Raw genomic sequence first — 18,120 nt, 5'->3', positions numbered from 1 at the left:
TTACACACTCTCACTTTCCGATCTCGCTTCTAATTGAGCTACCCTGCGGAGAATGGCGATCATCTGTTCAATTAATGACATCTCGCTAATAGCTGCCATTAAGTGGTCTTGCGCATGGACCATTAATAAAGACTGTTCCACATGCTCCCCATTGATTTCTGCTTGAATCAATTTTGTCTGGGTATTATGTGCTTTTGCTAACGTTTTATTGGCTGTTTCCAATTTCTCATTCGCTAAATGAAAATCGTTGTTTTGCGCTAATTTTAACGCTTCATAAGCAATCGATTTTGCATCACCTGCGTTCGAAATCATGTTGAATATTTCCACCTCTACGTTCATCGTAACTCCTCCTCACATGTTCTACGTTCATTAAAAAAACATAATACGAAATTTAAATTAGCTTTTCTCTATAACTATATTGAATTTTTATTTCATTAACCCTATAATACATGTAAGTGAAAACCTTTTCAAGAAAGAATCAAAAGACAACTTCACAGTTTAAAATCATGAAGGAGATGATTGGAAATGACAAAAGTATTGTTTGTATGTTCAGGTGGTATGTCTAGCGCGATCGTCGTCAACACCCTGAAGAAAGAAGCAGAAAAACATGGACAAGCCCTGGAAGTAAAAGCGATTGGTTCAAGTGAAGTGGCAGCAGAGCTAGAAAACAACTGGGATGTCGTGATGGTAGCGCCGCAAATCAAACATCGTTTTGACAACATTAAAAAAGAAGCAGATGCATACGGGGTTCCTTGTGGGCCAATTCCACCGCAAGCCTATACACCACTAGGCGGTCCGACATTGTTGAAAACGCTTCAAGAATTAGTGAAATAAAGAAGAAAAAGAGAGGCGAACGTCATGGGGAAATTCATTGATTTCTTGGAAAAGAGAGTATCTAACCCGATGGCAAGGCTCGCGGAACAGCGGCACCTTTTAGCTGTACGCGATGGAGTTGTCTCCTCCTTGCCATTTATTATCGTCGGTTCATTCTTCTTAATTATTGCGTTCCCTCCGTTGCCCGAATCGTGGGGAATGACTCAATGGGCGACGGAAAATGCTGACCAAATTTTAATCCCTTATCGAATGACCATGTTTATCATGTCGTTATACGTGGCGTTCGGCATTGGCTATAACTTAGCACAATCTTATAAAGTCGACCCATTGTCTGGTGGTCAAATCGCAGTCGCTTCCTTGCTGTTGACCATTACTCCCTCTGTTGTTGAAGAGTTAGGCTTTGTGCTGCCGATGCAATATCTAGGTGGAAGTGGGCTTTTCGTAACGATTATCGTTTCGATTCTATCTGTCGAAATCTTTAGGATATGTAAACAAAGAAATATAACGATTCGGCTTCCTGAGGCAGTGCCCGCGTCCGTCAGCCGTTCATTCGAAGCGCTCATCCCTGTCGCGATTGTCATTATGCTGATGACGCTTATTACAATCATTATGGGCGTCAATTTGCACGCTCTCGTGGAGAAATTAACGGTCCCACTCGTCACAGCTGGCGATAGCTTATTTGGGGTATTGGTACCCGTATTTTTAATTACATTTTTCTGGTCTTTCGGAATTCACGGCGTGTCTGTTGTTGGTTCCGTTGCCCGCCCACTATGGGAAACATACTTATTAAAAAATGGCGAAGCCGTCGCATCAGGCGCAAGTGAACTTCCGCATATCGCCCCAGAACCTTTATATCAATGGTTTATATGGATTGGCGGCTCCGGCGCAACGTTAGGCCTAGTCATTGTCATGTTGATTTTTGCACGGTCCAAGTATTTAAAAAGTCTAGGTAGAACCGTTGCCGTACCAAGTATTTTTAATATTAATGAACCCGTTATTTTTGGTTTACCTATCGTATTAAATCCGATTTTAGTCATTCCGTTTATTATCACGCCAATCATTACAGCCGTCATTGCCTATTTAGCGACTTCTGTTGGCCTTGTATCGCCTACATTTATAAAAGCACCGTGGACACTCCCGGCCCCAATAGGCGCCTATTTAGCGACAGGTGGCGATTGGCGTTCCATTATTCTTGTCCTAGTAAACCTTGCCATATCTGTCGTGATTTATTTGCCATTTCTACGAATCTACGACAAAAAAATGCTTGCGATGGAACAAAACGAAGAGCAATAAAATACGGGCCTGAGGGGATCCTTCCGATCCCCTCATTAGGTCATTAGGAGGTTGTCTTGTGGAGCAATCAAGATTAATTCCTCGCATAAGCCCTAAAGGTGTTTTCGTCTTTATGATGATTTTGTTTTTTGGAATGCTTCTCCTTTCCATTCCACTCAAATACATTCACCTTTCTGAAACGATGAGTGCCTTTCTAAGCGCAGGGATTTCTGCAGCTATTGGAATAGGCATTGTACTAACGAAAATTGACGGAAAAACAACGGACAAACGATTAAATAGACAAAGAATACGCATCGCCATTATTGTCGGCTTTGCTACGAGCGCATTAATGACGTTTGTGTTTGGAGGCGATCTGCTTGGGTAAGAAAGGCATTAAAATCGTAACGATTGGCGGGGGATCAAGTTATACACCTGAATTCGTTGAAGGATTAATAAAACGCCATAAAGAGCTTCCCGTTCGCGAACTGTGGCTAGTTGATATAGAAAAAGGAAAAGAAAAACTAGAGATTGTCGGAAACTTGGCGAAGCGAATGGTGAAAAAGGCGGGCCTGCCGATCACTATTTATACCACCTTTGACCGAAAAGAAGCATTGAAAGACGCCGATTTTGTTACAACGCAAATGCGTGTTGGCTTATTAGAGGCTCGGATTAAAGACGAACGCATTCCATTAAAACACGGGATGATCGGCCAGGAAACAAACGGGGCAGGTGGTTTATTTAAAGCACTCCGAACCATTCCCGTCTTATTAGAGATCGCCGAACAAATGCACGAACTATGCCCAAATGCGTGGCTCATCAACTTTACCAACCCTGCTGGAATTGTCACAGAAGCGGTCATGAAATATAGTCAACACAAAAAAATCATCGGCGTCTGCAATGTACCGATCAACACGAAAATGACCATAGCGACATTATTAGACGTCCCACCTGACCAACTGACGATTACATTTGCTGGGCTAAACCATATGTCCTACGGCCTTGACGTCCATGTAAACGGTGAATCGAGATTGAATGACGTCATCGACTTAGTAACAGATCCCGATCATGAAGTAACAATGAAAAACATCATCCCACTCCCTTGGGAGAAGGCGTTTATGAAGGCGCTTGGCTGCATACCGAGCCCGTATCATCGCTATTATTACAAAACGAACGAAATCTTGCAAAAGGAATTGGAAGAGTTTAAACAAGGTAAGACACGCGCCGAAGTCGTTAAGCAATTAGAAGATGAATTGTTCGAACTCTATAAAGACCCCGACCTTGACATAAAGCCACCACAGCTCGAAAAACGCGGAGGCGCCTATTACAGTGATGCTGCGTGTAATTTAATTTCTTCCATTTACAACGATAAAGGGGATGTCCAAACACTCAACACCCGCAATGAAGGGGCGATTACCAATCTCCCTAACGATACAGTCGTTGAAGTTAACTGCATTGTCACAAAGCAGGGGCCCATTCCATTAGCTATAGGAGAACTTCCTTACTCGATCAATGGCCTCATCCAACAAATCAAATCATTTGAACTAGTGGCGATTGAAGCGGCCGTAACAGGTTCTTATGAACAAGCATTACTGGCTCTTTGCATCAACCCGCTAATTACGAGCGACGTAAAAGCAAAAGAGATATTGGATGAGATGCTAGAAGCGCACAAAACGGATTTGCCCCAATTCCAATAGTGAGCAACGATTCCCCCTTTCTCAGGCAAGGAGGATTTCACCTAACAACACTTTCCTTCTACAAGCCCCCTCCCTATAAATAACGTGCAGAACGCTGTGGTTCTTTTACAGGTTCTGCACTTTTTAAATGGATAAATTGCCCTAAGTTATCAGGCGCACCACCTGTTCCTGATGTCAACATCCACCGACATGCAGAGAATGGGATACTAAAGCCTTAGCCACTTTCAATCGATATAACCACATAGAGTGCGACACCATAGAGAATTCTTGCCTTTAGGGCTTGTTTTCCTCATTTGCTTCTATAACATAAAGGAGTTCATCTTTTTAATCCTATGGTCGCTCGCGGGAGAAACCCGACAAAGAAAGCCCTGAGGCCACTGATGACAAAAAGGGCTGGCACGTAAGCAATAGCGGCTCCTAGTAATTGGCGAATCTTAATCGGTTTATCCATTACTGCGTTCCCTCTCACTCCAAGCGTCCATCCACCCATCGGCTCGCTTTAAAATATCGTTCTCCATCGCAAGTCTTTGGTTTTCTTTACGTCTCTTAATCCGTTCTTTCTGTTCAGGCATTTGGTTAACTTTGACGGTTCCCCTTCCTCCTCAGTACTTTTTGCTATCCATTTTAGAGAAATATTGTTTTTGTGTTAAGCTATTAAAAGTATGATATTCAGCAAACGGACCAGATTACTGCACAGTTTGTCTTAGGTAGAAAAGAGGAATCAATAATGAAAAAGTTAACCAGTACCATTTTAAAAACCATTATTTTTTTTATGAGTTGGGCCATTTTAATATCATTTACGCCTGATATACATACAAACAGTCAGGCGTATTTACGGTTATGGTGGGAGTTTACACCCCTTGTGGTAGTGGTTTTGTTGTCAGTTGTCTTCGTTTTTATTGTAGAAAAGGGTAAAATTACAATTCCTGTAGCTCCAAGATTCTTAAAAAGTTCTTTAATAGGTATGGTTTTAGGTGTCTTGTGGTTAGGGAGCGTAGTAACTGTCTTCTTACTTACAAAAACTATGAATATACAGGGTCAAAACAGTGTTGATTACATATGGATTTGGATTTTGGCATCACTGTTGAATGTTGCGATGCAGGAATTGTTGGTAAGAGGGTATTTATATCAATTATGGAAACAGAAATATAATGTTATTGTGGCAACCATTTTAACAACAATTTTATTTACCGTGATGCATGGGGGCGCATTTGAAGCAGGTATGATCCCAGTGATTAATGTTATTTCGATGAGCATATTTGTAACGTTACTTTTAGAGTATACAGGAACAATAGTGGCACCAATAATTATCCATTTCATTTGGAATACAGTTGGGGCAATTATATTGGGTGGCGTTTCTTTGGCAGGTGATTATCCAAACCTTCTAATCAATACTTTTCAAGGAAGTTTGTTGATTTCAGGTGGTACATATAAATTTGAAGGCAGTATTATTGTTTCCATAGCTAATTTAATTCTCATTACAAGCCTGCTCGTGTTGAATAAAAGAAAAAGAAATGATAATTTAAGCGGTCTACTGAAGTAGGGAGCGATTGTTGAAAAAGTATATATTGATTTCAATTGCACTCAGAAGTGAAACATTCTGAGTGTTTTTTGTGGAAAATGATATTTTACCAGATTACTGTGCTAAATACATCCATTCCCATTACTAAACTGTCTCTTGCCAATCAACACACAGTTGATTCTACTTCCTATCAAGGGGTTTTAATTTATAGAAAATAGCGACTCATATTGAGATGGATGAACCGGCACTTAAAGCGATGTATAATAGGCATAGAATATAGGTGGTGATTGTTTGAGTATCCCCATAAACGCACCTCAGAAACGTTTATCGAAGGATGCAATCAAGGTTTGGCTTATCAGTGACGCGATTGGAAATATGATCGTTCTCATCATCTTGGGAATCCTTTTTTACCTTGATGATCGTTTTTTATGGAAAGAATGGGTTGGATGGCTCTTAATCGGGGCGACCGTGTTAACGATTATCGGCTGGATTTGGTCAGTGATTCGCCCCTTCTTGCTTTACAAACATTGGCGCTATGATGTCGATGAAGCATATTTACAACTAAAATCAGGTGCATTAAAAGAAACCCATGAACTTGTACCGATGACAAAAATCCAATCAGTCGCAACCGAGCAAGGCCCGCTTCTTAGAAAATACGGCCTCTGTTCCGTTTCCGTGGAAACGATGGGATCGTCTCACACCATACCTGCATTGCCAAAAGAAGCGGCAGTTGAGTTGCGGAATCAAATTGCCCAATATGCAAGAATTAAGGAAGTGGAGTAATGACAAAAGCCAAGCGTTATTCTCCATATACGATGCTTTTTCACTTGATCAACCTTGTACGAAATGCTTTTTTCTTTGTCATTTATTTATACGTCGTCATGGCCGGTTCCGAATCTGCCTTCATTAAATATGGGCGAATGGCTTTCTGGATCATAGTTGGATTGATCCTTTTTTCGATTATCTATAAATGGGTGACCCATAAATACAAGTTGGATGAGCAGTCCTTCCACCTTTACAAAGGCCTTTTCAGCAAAACGGAACAAACGATTCCGTTTTCAAAAATCGAAAACATCAACCGTCACACCTCGTTCCTCCATCGTGTCTTTAAAAGGACTTCGATTCATTTTGAAATCGCGATGACAGGGGAAAATGCCCATATAAAATTTGAAGTTCTATCAAAAGCAGAAGCTGAACAGATAGAAGCACACATCAAAAGGGCGACTGACGAGGAATTAGACGGTTGGAATCATCCATCACATGATCCAAATGACGAAGAAGCGCATCCCAGGGATCCCGCTCAAGAGCGTACGATTCATTTTCAACCGACAAAAAGAGACATTTTAAAAGCATCTGTTACATCTTTAAGTTTTTTGGTGCTCATTCCTTTAATTGGTTCATTTTATTTTAAAATCAACGATCTTTTTCATGTCGAAGATACGACAGAAGGACTCATCAACAAACTAGCAAGTTCCTGGTGGATTGTAGCCATCATCATCATCGTGCTCATAATCGCCTCAACGATCTTTGGACTTATTCGAACGTATGTAAAGTATGGAAAATACGAAATCGCTTCAGATGCCACTCATATTTACATTAACAGAGGCGTTATCGACGAAACTGCCTTTTCCATTTCCAAAGACAAGGTACAAGCCATTGAAATAGAACAGTCCATGGTAAAAAGACTTCTCGGACTCGCAGAAGTCAAACTAACAAGTGCCGGGGGGCTACGTTCTGGAGAAGAGGCACTCGAAAAAAATACGCTCTATCCGTTTCTCCCAGTAAACAAAGCCTATGAGATGATATCAGACATGTTACCGTCCTACACGATTACAACAGAAATGACTCGTCTTCCAACAAAATCCTTGTGGCTCCGCATATTGCGGCCGAGTTGGTTCTGGCTCCTTGCCACCGGTGCTTTATTTTACTTTAAACCTGCCATTTTCAATATAGAGCAGTCCTGGATAATCGTATCAGCAGCCCTTTTGGTTTATCTATTGATCGCAAGGTTGTTCGATTTTTTCCATACCCGCTATGCGATCAACGACCATTTTATCCAGTTTAAAACAGGCGCATTCACGACCTCTTTATTTGTCTCAAAACGAGAAAAAGTCATTAAAGCAAAGATCACTCGAAACATCCTCCAAAAAAGGTTGGGCCTCGCCTCGATTGAGACAACCAATCGAGGAAACCCCGTGCGCCATTCAGGAATCAATGACGTGCCGGTTGAACTCGCCCATTCCTTTTTACAATGGTACAGAGGACGAAAAAATGACATTACCGTTGAATAGAGAGCAAACATACGGCGGGGAACTCCTGCAAGGAAAAGCCATCAATGAGTGATGTTTGAAAACTGCTGAAGAATAACAGTGTAGGCAGGATCGCCTAGCCACTAAATCTAACGGAAAAACGCATCATACCGACTTGGTGCGTTTTTTTGTTGGCCGGAGATGCGATTTCGCCATTGGTTGACCTTTCGAGTGACTTCTTCTAACAGGCTGTTAGCCTTACTCCCTATGTATCGCGTCTTCTTTTTTGCTATTCGTTTTGTTCCGCTTCTTTAATGACTTCGGCGGGGATTGTTATATCTTCAATTTCGTTGATATCATCAAAACGAAATTCAATTGTAACCATTCTTTCTGATGTGCTCCCTGTCCTGGCATCATAAAAAAATTTGTCGTAAACTCTCGAACCGAATAGTCTTCTTTGTCAATTTTAATAAATGCTTCCGGAACTCCAGTCCCCACAAAGGCATCACTCTCCATTACGGAAAGCACCTGTGCATAGAATTCAACCATTTCAGGAAAGGTGATTTCAAAAGTCTTCTCGTTTTCTTCAATAATTATCTCTTCCGTATTCTTTATTTCCTTTAATAGTTGAATCATTGCTTCAAAACCTGTCTCGTTATAATTATTATAGCTTTCAGATTTTATCCATCCTTCTTGATTAAAGTTTACGTAGACTGCATCTTCATCTTCATAGATTTCGTCTGTAAACACAGTAGTTTCTGTTTCTCCGTTGCCTTCTACCTCAGTCATTTGGTAATACCCACGTTGAGGATTAGAAAATGAAAGTCCTGAAAGCATGGAATGAGTGTAACTTATGTCTCCATCTCCCCAGGCAATATCATCACGCACTTCAAACTCTAGAGCATAAGAGTTCACCATTTCAGCTCTCTCGATTATTTGTGCAATAACCGCTTCTACTTTTGATAAGTCCTCATCTTCAGCGTTCATACTGCATGCTGCCATAAAAATCGGCAACCCCCAAAATACATAGACAAAGGCGTGCCCTCCGCCTCACCTCATCTGGATCGTCCTTTCTGCCTTCCTCCTGTTTCTCCAGTTTACAAACGAATACTGCCCTTAACTTTAGCTTTAATACGCCAAGGTTAATATGTATTGATCCGTTTTAAGGCGAGAGTAAGGGGCATCAAATAACCCCTTCTACACAAGCTTTTCCCTTCCTGCCCCGCCTCCTCATTTGCCTCCGCTTCTTCAATTACTTCCTCCGGAATTTCGAGGTCCTCAGCTTCGATTTTGTTGATATCAGCAAAAAGAGATTCCAACGTAGTAATGCCTTTCGCTGTTCCACCGTTCTTGTCTTCATAAAAAAACTTCGTCGTAAACTCTTGCACGGTATAATCCCCTTTATTAATTCTGAGAAATACCTCTGGACTTCCGTTCTCTTCAAAGGTAATGCCATCTTTTGTTGCCTCGGAAGGAGGCTCGTTCAACCGATAAAGAAATTCATCCGGTTCGGCATAGCTAATTTCATACTCCGTTTCGGTTTCTTCGATCCTCATTTCTTCAATATTTTCAACATGCTCCAAAAACGTAATAGCCGCTTCATAATCGGTGTATTCATATTCAAAGCGATCAGGATCAGACCTTGCTTTCCATCCCTCATCGTCTACATTTATATAAACATCATCTTCATTTTGATAGATTTGACCCGTAAACACCGTTGTTTTTATTTCCCCAGTACTATATTCTTGTCTATATTGATTGTATGCGAGTTGAAGGGATTCAATCCTTGAAACTGTGCCCAGAAGATAGTTATATTCAGTGCTCCCATCCTCCCATATAAAATCCTCCAATACCCCTCCTTCTACTGTATAAGAATCAACGGATTCTGCTTGCTCGATCGTTTTCGCAATAATCGCTTCTTCTTTTGTTAAATCCTCTTTCGCGTCTGTGTCGCACGCTGACGTAAAAGTCAACAGTCCAAAAAATACATAGACAAAGGCGTGCCGTCCGCGTCTTCTCACCTGGATCGTCCTTTCGTTCGTTTCAACGTTAATGAACCAACCTTATTGCTTCATGCAGGAACAGGGACGTCACTCACTATCCTGGCGTTCCATATAGCAATGTTTTCCCTCTGACTTCCCCGGCCTCGTCTCCATTCCAAAGGCATCCTTTCCCCCTCTCTCAATCGCAAACGAACCAAAAGAATACATTCCCTTTGGCACTTCATCCTCGGATTTCTCTTTGAGTGCCTCCTCTTTACGGTTAACATTAAAAAACTCAATGAAACGACGCTCTTCCCCGTAATAATCTATTCCGTCCCGAATCTCATATTCAAACTCCTCTTCTTCACCGGGTTCCCCTACATAAAGAGTTTCTTCATCCACAAACCGCATTCCTAAAGCAAACTGGCCACAATCAGGCTCCCCCGTTGCCTCTCCATCAATATAGCCTGAAGTCGCTACCCAAGTGCCACCAATAAGATCATTCTCAGTTATATTGCACCCTGGCAAAATTAAAACTAGCATACATATTGTCAGTCCATTAACTATCTTTTTTCTATATTTGCTCACAGTCATTCACCTACTCTTTCTGCCTTAAACAACGGGAAACTTAACTTGCTTTTCTGACGTCCTATGGGACGATACCTAAATTTCAATAAGATACACTGATAGGTCGAGATAGTGATACTCTAAGATAGAGCTCCCCCTACCTTGTATGTCAGAATCTTGAGCAACAGAGAAACAACCTATGACGATATCGTTACAGAAGCCACATTCAAGATAATTTAGGTGCAGTTGTCTAAAGCCAATTCCACAAAGCCTGGTATTGCTTTACTTGCCTTCGTGCATTGGTTTGTTCAAAATTGTTCATAGTTGCTCTGGATGATCTTATGCCAAAGAATTCAAGTCAAATGATTAGTTGTTATACCAGACAGGCTCAAAATCCAACGACTAATCTTTAGATCCAAGGATATAATCGTAATCTTCTTGACGAATACCATCTGTATAATTAATTTCTAATAACGCATCATACACTTCATCCCATTCATTATTTTTAACCGCCTCAACAGGGTACTCAATCATTTCTATTTCACCCGCCTTCTCTTCCCACCTCTTTAATATCTCTTCTGTGTGTTGGGTAGGATGAAGTTGGATTTCAGGCTCAGGTTGAGCTCGCATTTCCATACGTTGTGACTCCGTTACCTCCATTTTCAACAGTTTAGCTGCTTCCATTGTTTTTTCTCCATTAATTTGACGTTCTTCCTCGCTCTTTTCCGCGTTGTGCTCAGGCACCATCATCACAATATTTCCCGCTTTAATGACAAACCCAGGTATTTTTATAGCAGTGACCGCTGCATCTACCGCTTTTCCCACGGTTGCATCTACCACTTTTCCAATAACAAAATTCGCTGTGAAATTTTGAAGGTCTTCCTCACGCTCTTCCCTATGAATTCTGCCAAACTCGAAACCAGCACTTTGTCCCCTATAATGAGTTACTTCTGATGCCGATTGGACGATCCCTGGCTCTAATAAATGGTGACCTTCCTTAATATACGCTTCCTTTGTCATTCCGTGCTGCTTTAACGTTCCCTCATCTACATCAGGTGACACTTTTCTCTCTATCCATTGAGCGTGGGGGATTGCTGCACTGGAACCCATAAGATCAAAAGCCAAACGGGAATGTATCGACACAGACGCATTTCCTTCTTGTTTCACTTCCAATTTACTTACAAATGCGCGCAATGGGTTTCCTTCTAATTCAAGATGGTTGTGATCCTTTCTTATATGCGCAATTGAAGCTTGATGGTTTCTTAACGTACTTGTATACGCCTGAATCATTGCCTGCTCTTCGGGGTCGTTAGATAGCGCTGGATTGACTGCTGGCGCATAGATATAAAACTCCATTATCATGATTTCTTTTGCTAATGCATCGTCTGAGACAAGCACTTCATAGTTCAGACGTTCTTGCAATCCTGCTGTGTCTTCTTTTACTAGACTCGTTACTCCCTGAATGACTTCACGATGAAGATAATGATAAAGCAGTGCATGTTCGACATCTGTTAATCCTTCCCCATCTACCCCCACTAGCATTTTATCTAGTAGATCATTCATATGGTCTACACCCAACAGGGAAAGAACGGCTTCGCCCTCCTGGAAATAGGCGGAAATATCGCTGAGTGTTGTTTGAGAAAGCATCGCCTCTTTCGTCGTCCATCCTTCGACTTTGCGCACCAAGGCTTCGAGATGTTCTAGCGTGGCTTTGGAAGTTTCGAGCACGGTTTGATTGTTTTGGTCGGTTTCCTCTAAGTGGTCTTCCGTGTCTTTAAGCTGATCCCTCGCTTCTCTCGCTTTATCTGTTAGGGCTGATGACTCCCAGCGGCCTGTGTGGATCAGATCACTCACCGATTCGTATGCGCTGTTAATGATGTTCGCCGAGTCTCTCGTATAGTTGATGACACGGTTCAAATCCATCTTCACTTCATTCAGAAACTCTGTCCGGACAAGGGTATTGGCATCGCCGTCATAGGAAAGCAAGTTGTCTTTCACCGTCTCGAGCTGGCTAATATGCGTTTCGATAAACTGTTGGAAGAATAATAGTACAGGCAAGTGCAGCGTTGTGAAGTAGTCTTTGATTGCTGCGCCTCCCTCTCCTTGGAGGGTTTCTAACTGACAGATGGCTTCTACTTTGGATTGAAGCGTTTGCAATTGGTCCCGGTGATCTCGTTTTTGTTCAATCGAACGTTCGATTTCCGTAATCAGTTCATTCGTATCGAGAATCATTTCCGGCCTCCTTCCCTCTTAAAACGATTTGTATGTGAACGGTTTTGATTCTTTCCATCCATTTCTTAATATCCAAAAGGATGAAATTTCAGTGAATGAATGAGGATGATCCTTCAACTTTTAAACAATGAGTCCATCTAGGTGTTAGGAGCCCATACTTTGCGAAAGGGCTTCATCCGCTTCCCCTAGTGTTTGGATATTATTCCATGCTGTTTCTGCCCCTTTTCCTAGAGCAGCGATATAACTGATGATCAGTTCATGGTACATTTCTTCGACTTCTTTGAATTGCTCAACCGTGCGTAGTTCACTTGTTGAAATAGAAGGAAGTTCGAGGTCGGCGGGAAATTCATTTGCGCCATTTTTCAATTGCGAGAACTTCTCTTCTACATCGCTTTTTTCAAATAAAATCTCAGCCACGGGCTTTTTCCCTCTCTTCTCTTATGAGTAATTCGTTCAACATCATCGTGTTTTGCATCGTCTCAATGCTCGATTGCAGCTGTGCTTTCTTCGCCTTCATATCTTCTAGCAATTGCTCAATGTGGCTTTCAGCCTCATCGAATTTCGCCTTGATGTCATCCCTTAACCCTTCGTACTCCTCTTTGCGATTTCCCCGCCACTCATCGCCATCGAGAGCCTTGCGTGTCAAAGTTTCACGATTGTCTTGGACATTCGGCTTCTCTTCCGATATCGTCGTTCTCGCGGTTTCCAAACGTTCTATATTTCCTTGTGCCTCCCCCACACGGGCTCTTAATTCATTGTTCCGGCTTTTTAGGCGTACAATTCGTTCATGCACCGTTGTTTCCTCTCCTTTCCTACCTTCGCTCCTTTCGTCGAAGGCGCTGCATCTTCATAGTGAAACGACAACAGACACGATAGTAAAGTAAATTTAACATGCTCTTTTCATCGTTCGCGCTTTGTCTACTTCAGCCGTTTCATTTAACCAATTTGATAACATTTGGCTAACAACCTTACATTCTATTAAATGGAAATTGCTTCATACCCCTCTATTTTAAATAAGGGTATGGATATAAAACAACCCCCTTTTTGTCATGAATTGGATTTTCAATAACTGTAAGTTTACTTTTCTTCATCGTTTTCGAACAGTGATTGTGTCCACTCTATTATGGACAAACCTACTCTCCCCTCATGAATTAAACAGCATCATTTTATTTCCACCATTCCATTTTCTACAAAGAAAAAAAGCCTCCGATTGAAGGCTTTTCTATCTTCTAAACTCCTGAATTTACTCTATAGCGCTTTAAAATTCTTCCAAAACTTTCGATTTGTCTCCATACACCTTTTCCAGGTGATCCTCTCCCCAATAGCATAAATGGTCAAGTGCGGGTTTTAGTCCCCAGCCGTAGGGCGTTAATTCATACTCGACTTTAGGTGGGACCTCATTGTAAACTTTTCGGGTAACGATCTCATCCTTTTCCAAGCCTCTAAGCTGGGTAGTCAGCATTTTTTGGGTAATGCCAGGGATTAACCGGCGAAGCTCGGATGTCCGTTTCCGCCCTGTCATCAAATGGTAAATGATTAACGGCTTCCATTTGCCTCCCATTACTTCTAAAGCCACTTCCACGCCAACGTGGTACTTCTTTTGACTGCTTTTTTCCGTCTGTTCAGCCATCTCTTCCCCTCCGTTCAAAGGCAAAGTTTGCTTGGAACAACCACTCATTTTTAGGCCAAAGGTCTATTTCCATGAAATGCACCTAGGGTACTTTGATGTTCCTATAGCACTTTAAAGTACGTACTTCCAGATCGTTTTCTTACTGTTTATAATAGCATCAGCCATTATGGATGGCTATATATGAGCTGTTGAGAAAGGTCGTGACGATATAAGCATGAACGTGTTAACGGTTGTTTCACATCCAAGAAAGGATTCCTTGACCTTTAAAGTCGCTGAACGTTTCGCACAAGGGCTAGCCGACGCGGGTCATGAGTATGAGCTGTTGGATTTACATGAAAGTGGTTTTGACCCTGTTTTAAAAGGGATAGATGAACCTGATTGGACCGTGGCGGAGCAGCCTTTCTCGCCTGAAGTGGAAGCGGAAATAAAGCGGTTAAAGAAGCATGATGCGTTGGCTTTTATTTATCCAATTTGGTGGTGGCATTTGCCAGCGATGCTAAAGGGGTATATTGATCGCGTTTTTAACAATGGGTTTGCGTACGGTTCGAGCCATCTTCACCATCAGCATGTGTTATGGCTTGGGTTGGCCGGCGTTTCAAAAGAACAGATGAAAAAGCGCGATTATGATGAAAAGATGACGCATTTGCTCAATGTAGGCATTGCCGATTATTGCGGTATCTCCAACTCCAAAGTTGAATTCCTATATGAGACACTCGATTCAAAGCCAGAACATTACGAAAGGCTGCTCGATCAAGCTTACCGCTTCGGTTTGAATTATGGCAAGGATGAATCCTGAGACATGACGAATTTTATTTTGCGAACAGTGTGTGCTGGAATTGCGGGTGGGAAAGGCTTATGCAACGGACAATCGGTTTTACAACCAGTAAGAGCCATCATTGGCTCTTTTTTAATTGATCAGCCTCTATTCCCAAAACAGCGTTTATTGCTTCCTATGACCACTTTAATTAAACGTTTGATTAAGAAAAGCTGGGTATGAATGATAAAAAGGTTGGCTTTTATACACTACCGGGGTATAGTATAAAGAGGGGAGGGTTAAACGTGAGCAAAAACGAGCATGTCGGAATATTGCTATTCGATTATGTGGATGCGTTGGATTTCGCAGGGCCATATGAGGTTTTCAACCTAACCACATATAATAGCGAGGATGTAAAAAGAATGTTTACGAACAACTTGACGGAAAAACCTTTTACAGTAAGTACCGTTTCCCAAGACGGAAGGCAAATTACTGTACATAATGGATTAAAAGTAACGCCAGATTACTCGTTTTCAAATGCACCCGCATTTGACATTGTCATTGTTCCTGGAGGGCCTCTAAAAGCCATCCAACTTGTACAGAATAACGAAGAAATCATTCGTTGGATAAAAAACTACGAGGAAAAGACGATTGCTTCTGTGTGCACAGGGGCCTTTTTCTTAGCACAAGCTGGCATCCTTAACGGAAAAAAAGCGACGACAAACCGAGCTGCGTTAAATTTGTTAGAAAAACACTTTCCCGATGTAGAAGTCGTAAGAGGCGTTAAATACGTCGATGAAGGAAATGTCATCACCTCAGCAGGAATTTCAGCGGGAATTCAAATGGCCTTGCACGTCGTTGGGAAAAGATTAGGCACAGAGACAGCTAGGCGGACTGCTTATACAATCGAACTTGACTAACACTTCCATAGAAGAAAGAAAAAGCTAAATCTCCAGTCACCTTATCGAGAATTTAGCTTTTTTGCATAGCATAGACGTTGTATTCTAGTACTCTCAAGACGGTGTTTAATAAAGTTTTACCTCGAAAAACCATTCGCTCGAAAGCTCTTATTCATCACGTATCTTCCCAATTTCCTTTTTCCTTATCACACGTTCCAAAACCTCGTCCAACTGATCAACTTTTTTTACGATGGCCGTTAGTTGCTCTCCCGAATGCTCGATTTCATCAAACCCACTGGTCGCTGCCTGATAAGCAAAAGAAAGAAGGTCCAATTTAATTTCCGCCAATGAAAGCCTTATATAATATACGTCCATTGCCAAGCCTCCCTCTATCTTTGGTACGCAATAGAGTACCAGTTGTGAATTAATTGTATGATAACTTTTCCATATAGTCAATCAATTCCAAGCAGAGGGTGCGGCGATCTATGGTAAAAGTCAACATAAAGATTAAACAGCTTTTAGATACATACAACTTGTCTTTAAGGGAACTCTCGAGATTAACTGACATTCGGCATGCCGCACTCAGCGAGCTAGCGAATGGAAAGAGGCAAAATATTAATTTTAGCCATATTGAAAGGATTGCAGAGGCATTGGAAATTGAAGATATACGGGAGATTATAGATTTAGAACATAGGTAGGGTCATTCAGTGGAGTCCAGCTCCTAATGATGAGGCTGACATTCCTGTTTATTTTCGAAAAGAGTCAAAGTTAAACATAAAAATCGCAATAAAAATAGTCCGTAAGACGAGAAGCAACAAAGCCAGCGCCAATACAAGGGAAGAGTTGTAGAAACGATAGAGAAAAAGCAATAGCATCCACCAGAAATCACATACATCATTTTCCCCATGAACCTATTCAACCTGATTGTGTCAATCTTCTCCTTTTCCTCTTCGCTCATGGCATTTAACCCGGCAATTAAAAAATCGCCTTTTCCAATGAAAAGTAGAGTGGATATTCCGAAGAAAAGAATAATCATCAGTAAAAGAAGTAGTATCATACCACATGCCTCCCCCCTTAGAAAGAAGAAACATTCACAACAGACCAAGCTAAACCGCCTGTACGGTCCATGCTAGACATACAGGCGGTTTATTTCAAACTAACTCTTTCTCCGTCTTTACAACTGGACGCCCCACAGAATAGTAATTCAATCCAGCTTCTTTCATCGTTTCGATGTTAAAGCAATTGCGCCCATCAAACACTACCGGCTCTTTTAAATTCGCTTTAAAATCTCCAGGCGTGAGGGCACAAATCTCATCCCACTCGGTTACCACAAAAGCTGTATCTGCGCCTTGAATAGCAGCAAACGCACTGTCTGCGTAGTCGACAGCGGCGGGAAGCACGTTTCTCGCATTCTCCATGGCGATCGGGTCATACGCGACAACGCGGGCGCCTGCTAAAATAAGTTCTTGCACTAGAATAATAGAAGCCGCTTCACGCATATCATCCGTATTCGGCTTAAACGCCAGCCCTAACATCGCAATCGTTTTACCACGCAACGAACCAAAGTGTTCTCTCGCTTTTTCAACAAGCAGGCGTTGTTGCTTATAATTGACTTCAATGACCGCTTTTAACAGTGTAAATTCATGCTCCACATTGCCGGCAATTTGCACAAGCGCGCTCGTATCCTTCGGAAAACAGGAGCCACCATAGCCAATCCCGGCATTTAAAAATTTATTGCCAATCCGCTTGTCTTGTCCCATGCCTCTCGCAACATCATCTACGTTCGCATTCAATTTCTCGCACAAATTGGCAATCTCATTGACAAAACTGATCTTGGTGGCTAGAAACGCATTCGACGCATACTTAATCATCTCAGCGCTGCGAATGTCCGTCCGAAAAACAGGAATGCCAAACGGCTTGTTGATTTCCTCAATCAAATCACCTGCCACCACACTGTCGGCGCCGATGACAATCCGGTCACCATGGAACGTATCATGTACCGCTGAACCTTCACGCAAAAACTCAGGATTCGAGACAACATCAAATGGTACATCCGTATGCTTTTCAATGTAAGATTTAATGTAATCATTGGTTCCAACCGGTACCGTGCTTTTCGTGACAACCACTGCATAATGGGTAAGGTGCTCAGCAATATGGTCTGCGACAGCTTCAATAAAGCGAAGGTCAGCCGTGCCATCTTCCTTCTGTGGAGTGCCCACCGCTATATAAATCGCATCAGCCCCTGCAAATGCCTGTTGATGCTTAGTCGTAAAGGACAACCGACCTGCTTTAATGTTTTTCGTCATTAGCTCCGACAAACCCGGTTCATAAATGGGAGAAACACCGCTTTGCATCAATTCAACTTTCTGTTCATCAATGTCTACGCACGTAACCGAATGGCCAATATCCGACAAGGCAACGCCGGTTACGAGGCCAACGTAGCCGGTGCCGACGACGGCGATGTTTTTCATAAGGTATTAACCCC

22 protein-coding genes are annotated in these 18,120 nt (G+C 42.0%); 11 read left to right on the top strand and 11 right to left on the bottom strand.

Annotated elements, in window-relative coordinates; genetic code table 11:
• The gene (locus tag BUC05_RS08405; protein ID WP_011248503.1) at positions 1-339 is read right to left on the bottom strand and encodes a PTS sugar transporter subunit IIA; all 339 of its coding nucleotides are present in this window, start codon (positions 337-339) and stop codon (positions 1-3) included.
• Positions 340-525: 186 nt separating this feature from the next.
• Between BUC05_RS08405 and BUC05_RS08400 the strand changes: the two genes are divergently transcribed.
• The 7 genes from BUC05_RS08400 to BUC05_RS08370 all read left to right on the top strand — a co-directional run bounded on the left by BUC05_RS08400 (position 526) and on the right by BUC05_RS08370 (position 7,613).
• The gene (locus tag BUC05_RS08400) at positions 526-834 is read left to right on the top strand and encodes a PTS sugar transporter subunit IIB (RefSeq protein ID WP_011248504.1); all 309 of its coding nucleotides are present in this window, start codon (positions 526-528) and stop codon (positions 832-834) included.
• 24 nt (positions 835-858) lie between these two features.
• Positions 859-2,127, top strand: a complete 1,269-nt coding sequence (locus tag BUC05_RS08395) for a PTS sugar transporter subunit IIC (protein ID WP_011248505.1) — start codon at positions 859-861, stop codon at positions 2,125-2,127.
• Between the two features lie 58 nt (positions 2,128-2,185).
• Positions 2,186-2,491 (top strand): hypothetical protein, encoded by a 306-nt coding sequence (locus BUC05_RS08390; RefSeq protein WP_011248506.1) that lies wholly within the window; start codon positions 2,186-2,188, stop codon positions 2,489-2,491.
• Positions 2,484-3,800: a 6-phospho-beta-glucosidase gene (locus tag BUC05_RS08385; protein WP_035202492.1), complete on the top strand. Its 1,317-nt coding sequence runs from the start codon at positions 2,484-2,486 to the stop codon at positions 3,798-3,800. Before BUC05_RS08390 ends, BUC05_RS08385 begins: the two co-directional genes overlap by 8 nt.
• 727 nt (positions 3,801-4,527) lie before the next feature.
• Positions 4,528-5,343 carry a CPBP family intramembrane glutamic endopeptidase gene (locus BUC05_RS08380; protein ID WP_035202495.1) on the top strand — a complete coding sequence of 272 codons (816 nt, stop codon included), beginning with the start codon at positions 4,528-4,530 and terminating at the stop codon, positions 5,341-5,343.
• 270 nt (positions 5,344-5,613) lie between these two features.
• Entirely contained in the window at positions 5,614-6,105 is a 492-nt protein-coding gene (locus BUC05_RS08375; RefSeq protein WP_011248511.1) for a PH domain-containing protein, read from the top strand.
• A complete protein-coding gene (locus BUC05_RS08370; protein ID WP_035202497.1) occupies positions 6,105-7,613 on the top strand; it encodes a PH domain-containing protein in 1,509 nt (502 codons plus the stop codon). The genes BUC05_RS08375 and BUC05_RS08370 overlap by 1 nt, the downstream gene beginning before the upstream one ends.
• Before the next feature lie 291 nt (positions 7,614-7,904).
• Here BUC05_RS08370 and BUC05_RS08365 read toward each other — a convergent pair whose 3' ends face one another.
• From BUC05_RS08365 to BUC05_RS08335, 7 genes are all read right to left on the bottom strand, one after another.
• The gene (locus BUC05_RS08365) at positions 7,905-8,558 is read right to left on the bottom strand and encodes a hypothetical protein (protein WP_095236460.1); all 654 of its coding nucleotides are present in this window, start codon (positions 8,556-8,558) and stop codon (positions 7,905-7,907) included.
• Positions 8,559-8,713: 155 nt separating this feature from the next.
• Positions 8,714-9,592 (bottom strand): DUF6612 family protein, encoded by an 879-nt coding sequence (locus tag BUC05_RS08360; RefSeq protein ID WP_011248514.1) that lies wholly within the window; start codon positions 9,590-9,592, stop codon positions 8,714-8,716.
• Positions 9,593-9,661: 69 nt separating this feature from the next.
• Complete coding sequence (locus BUC05_RS08355) at positions 9,662-10,096, bottom strand: hypothetical protein (RefSeq protein ID WP_142237530.1); 435 nt, start codon at positions 10,094-10,096, stop codon at positions 9,662-9,664.
• A 426-nt stretch (positions 10,097-10,522) separates the two neighbouring features.
• Complete coding sequence (locus BUC05_RS08350) at positions 10,523-12,352, bottom strand: LXG domain-containing protein (protein WP_011248516.1); 1,830 nt, start codon at positions 12,350-12,352, stop codon at positions 10,523-10,525.
• Between the two features lie 144 nt (positions 12,353-12,496).
• Complete coding sequence (locus BUC05_RS08345; RefSeq protein ID WP_073304564.1) at positions 12,497-12,769, bottom strand: YwqI/YxiC family protein; 273 nt, start codon at positions 12,767-12,769, stop codon at positions 12,497-12,499.
• Complete coding sequence (locus BUC05_RS08340) at positions 12,762-13,145, bottom strand: YwqH-like family protein (protein ID WP_035206249.1); 384 nt, start codon at positions 13,143-13,145, stop codon at positions 12,762-12,764. The genes BUC05_RS08345 and BUC05_RS08340 overlap by 8 nt, the downstream gene beginning before the upstream one ends.
• Before the next feature lie 465 nt (positions 13,146-13,610).
• Entirely contained in the window at positions 13,611-13,982 is a 372-nt protein-coding gene (locus tag BUC05_RS08335) for a winged helix-turn-helix transcriptional regulator (RefSeq protein WP_035206248.1), read from the bottom strand.
• 214 nt (positions 13,983-14,196) lie between these two features.
• Here BUC05_RS08335 and BUC05_RS08330 point away from each other — a divergent pair, with 214 nt between their 5' ends.
• From BUC05_RS08330 to BUC05_RS08320, 3 genes are all read left to right on the top strand, one after another.
• On the top strand, positions 14,197-14,778 hold the full coding sequence (locus BUC05_RS08330) for an NAD(P)H oxidoreductase (protein ID WP_035206247.1): 582 nt from the start codon (positions 14,197-14,199) through the stop codon (positions 14,776-14,778).
• A gap of 3 nt (positions 14,779-14,781) precedes the next feature.
• Positions 14,782-14,979 carry a hypothetical protein gene (locus tag BUC05_RS08325; RefSeq protein ID WP_073304562.1) on the top strand — a complete coding sequence of 66 codons (198 nt, stop codon included), beginning with the start codon at positions 14,782-14,784 and terminating at the stop codon, positions 14,977-14,979.
• A gap of 62 nt (positions 14,980-15,041) precedes the next feature.
• The gene (locus BUC05_RS08320; RefSeq protein WP_073304560.1) at positions 15,042-15,656 is read left to right on the top strand and encodes a DJ-1/PfpI family protein; all 615 of its coding nucleotides are present in this window, start codon (positions 15,042-15,044) and stop codon (positions 15,654-15,656) included.
• 147 nt (positions 15,657-15,803) lie between these two features.
• Here BUC05_RS08320 and BUC05_RS08315 read toward each other — a convergent pair whose 3' ends face one another.
• Positions 15,804-16,010 carry a hypothetical protein gene (locus tag BUC05_RS08315; protein ID WP_011248522.1) on the bottom strand — a complete coding sequence of 69 codons (207 nt, stop codon included), beginning with the start codon at positions 16,008-16,010 and terminating at the stop codon, positions 15,804-15,806.
• Between the two features lie 110 nt (positions 16,011-16,120).
• Here BUC05_RS08315 and BUC05_RS08310 point away from each other — a divergent pair, with 110 nt between their 5' ends.
• On the top strand, positions 16,121-16,333 hold the full coding sequence (locus BUC05_RS08310) for a helix-turn-helix domain-containing protein (RefSeq protein ID WP_063609100.1): 213 nt from the start codon (positions 16,121-16,123) through the stop codon (positions 16,331-16,333).
• A gap of 23 nt (positions 16,334-16,356) precedes the next feature.
• Here BUC05_RS08310 and BUC05_RS22045 read toward each other — a convergent pair whose 3' ends face one another.
• Both BUC05_RS22045 and BUC05_RS08300 read right to left on the bottom strand, forming a co-directional pair.
• A complete protein-coding gene (locus BUC05_RS22045; RefSeq protein WP_368037979.1) occupies positions 16,357-16,671 on the bottom strand; it encodes a DUF3784 domain-containing protein in 315 nt (104 codons plus the stop codon).
• A 115-nt stretch (positions 16,672-16,786) separates the two neighbouring features.
• Positions 16,787-18,106: a UDP-glucose dehydrogenase family protein gene (locus BUC05_RS08300; protein WP_073304556.1), complete on the bottom strand. Its 1,320-nt coding sequence runs from the start codon at positions 18,104-18,106 to the stop codon at positions 16,787-16,789.
• Positions 18,107-18,120 lie beyond the last annotated feature (14 nt).

Source organism: Shouchella rhizosphaerae, from assembly GCF_900142675.1.
Taxonomy (GTDB): Bacteria; Bacillota; Bacilli; order Bacillales; family Bacillaceae_D; genus Shouchella; species Shouchella rhizosphaerae.
This window is presented reverse-complemented; position numbering and strand designations above follow the sequence as displayed.

Bases quoted from the DNA above. Each gene is read 5' to 3' on its own strand.
- BUC05_RS08405 (WP_011248503.1), bottom strand. From the start codon at position 339: ATGAACGTAGAGGTGGAAATATTCAACATGATTTCGAACGCAGGTGAT.
- BUC05_RS08380 (WP_035202495.1), top strand. From the start codon at position 4,528: ATGAAAAAGTTAACCAGTACCATTTTAAAAACCATTATTTTTTTTATG.
- BUC05_RS08400 (WP_011248504.1), top strand. From the start codon at position 526: ATGACAAAAGTATTGTTTGTATGTTCAGGTGGTATGTCTAGCGCGATC.
- BUC05_RS08370 (WP_035202497.1), top strand. From the start codon at position 6,105: ATGACAAAAGCCAAGCGTTATTCTCCATATACGATGCTTTTTCACTTG.
- BUC05_RS08350 (WP_011248516.1), bottom strand. From the start codon at position 12,352: ATGATTCTCGATACGAATGAACTGATTACGGAAATCGAACGTTCGATT.
- BUC05_RS08355 (WP_142237530.1), bottom strand. From the start codon at position 10,096: ATGCTAGTTTTAATTTTGCCAGGGTGCAATATAACTGAGAATGATCTT.
- BUC05_RS08330 (WP_035206247.1), top strand. From the start codon at position 14,197: ATGAACGTGTTAACGGTTGTTTCACATCCAAGAAAGGATTCCTTGACC.
- BUC05_RS08300 (WP_073304556.1), bottom strand. From the start codon at position 18,106: ATGAAAAACATCGCCGTCGTCGGCACCGGCTACGTTGGCCTCGTAACC.
- BUC05_RS08395 (WP_011248505.1), top strand. From the start codon at position 859: ATGGGGAAATTCATTGATTTCTTGGAAAAGAGAGTATCTAACCCGATG.
- BUC05_RS08315 (WP_011248522.1), bottom strand. From the start codon at position 16,010: ATGGACGTATATTATATAAGGCTTTCATTGGCGGAAATTAAATTGGAC.
- BUC05_RS08310 (WP_063609100.1), top strand. From the start codon at position 16,121: ATGGTAAAAGTCAACATAAAGATTAAACAGCTTTTAGATACATACAAC.
- BUC05_RS22045 (WP_368037979.1), bottom strand. From the start codon at position 16,671: ATGATTATTCTTTTCTTCGGAATATCCACTCTACTTTTCATTGGAAAA.
- BUC05_RS08365 (WP_095236460.1), bottom strand. From the start codon at position 8,558: ATGAACGCTGAAGATGAGGACTTATCAAAAGTAGAAGCGGTTATTGCA.
- BUC05_RS08325 (WP_073304562.1), top strand. From the start codon at position 14,782: ATGACGAATTTTATTTTGCGAACAGTGTGTGCTGGAATTGCGGGTGGG.
- BUC05_RS08335 (WP_035206248.1), bottom strand. From the start codon at position 13,982: ATGGCTGAACAGACGGAAAAAAGCAGTCAAAAGAAGTACCACGTTGGC.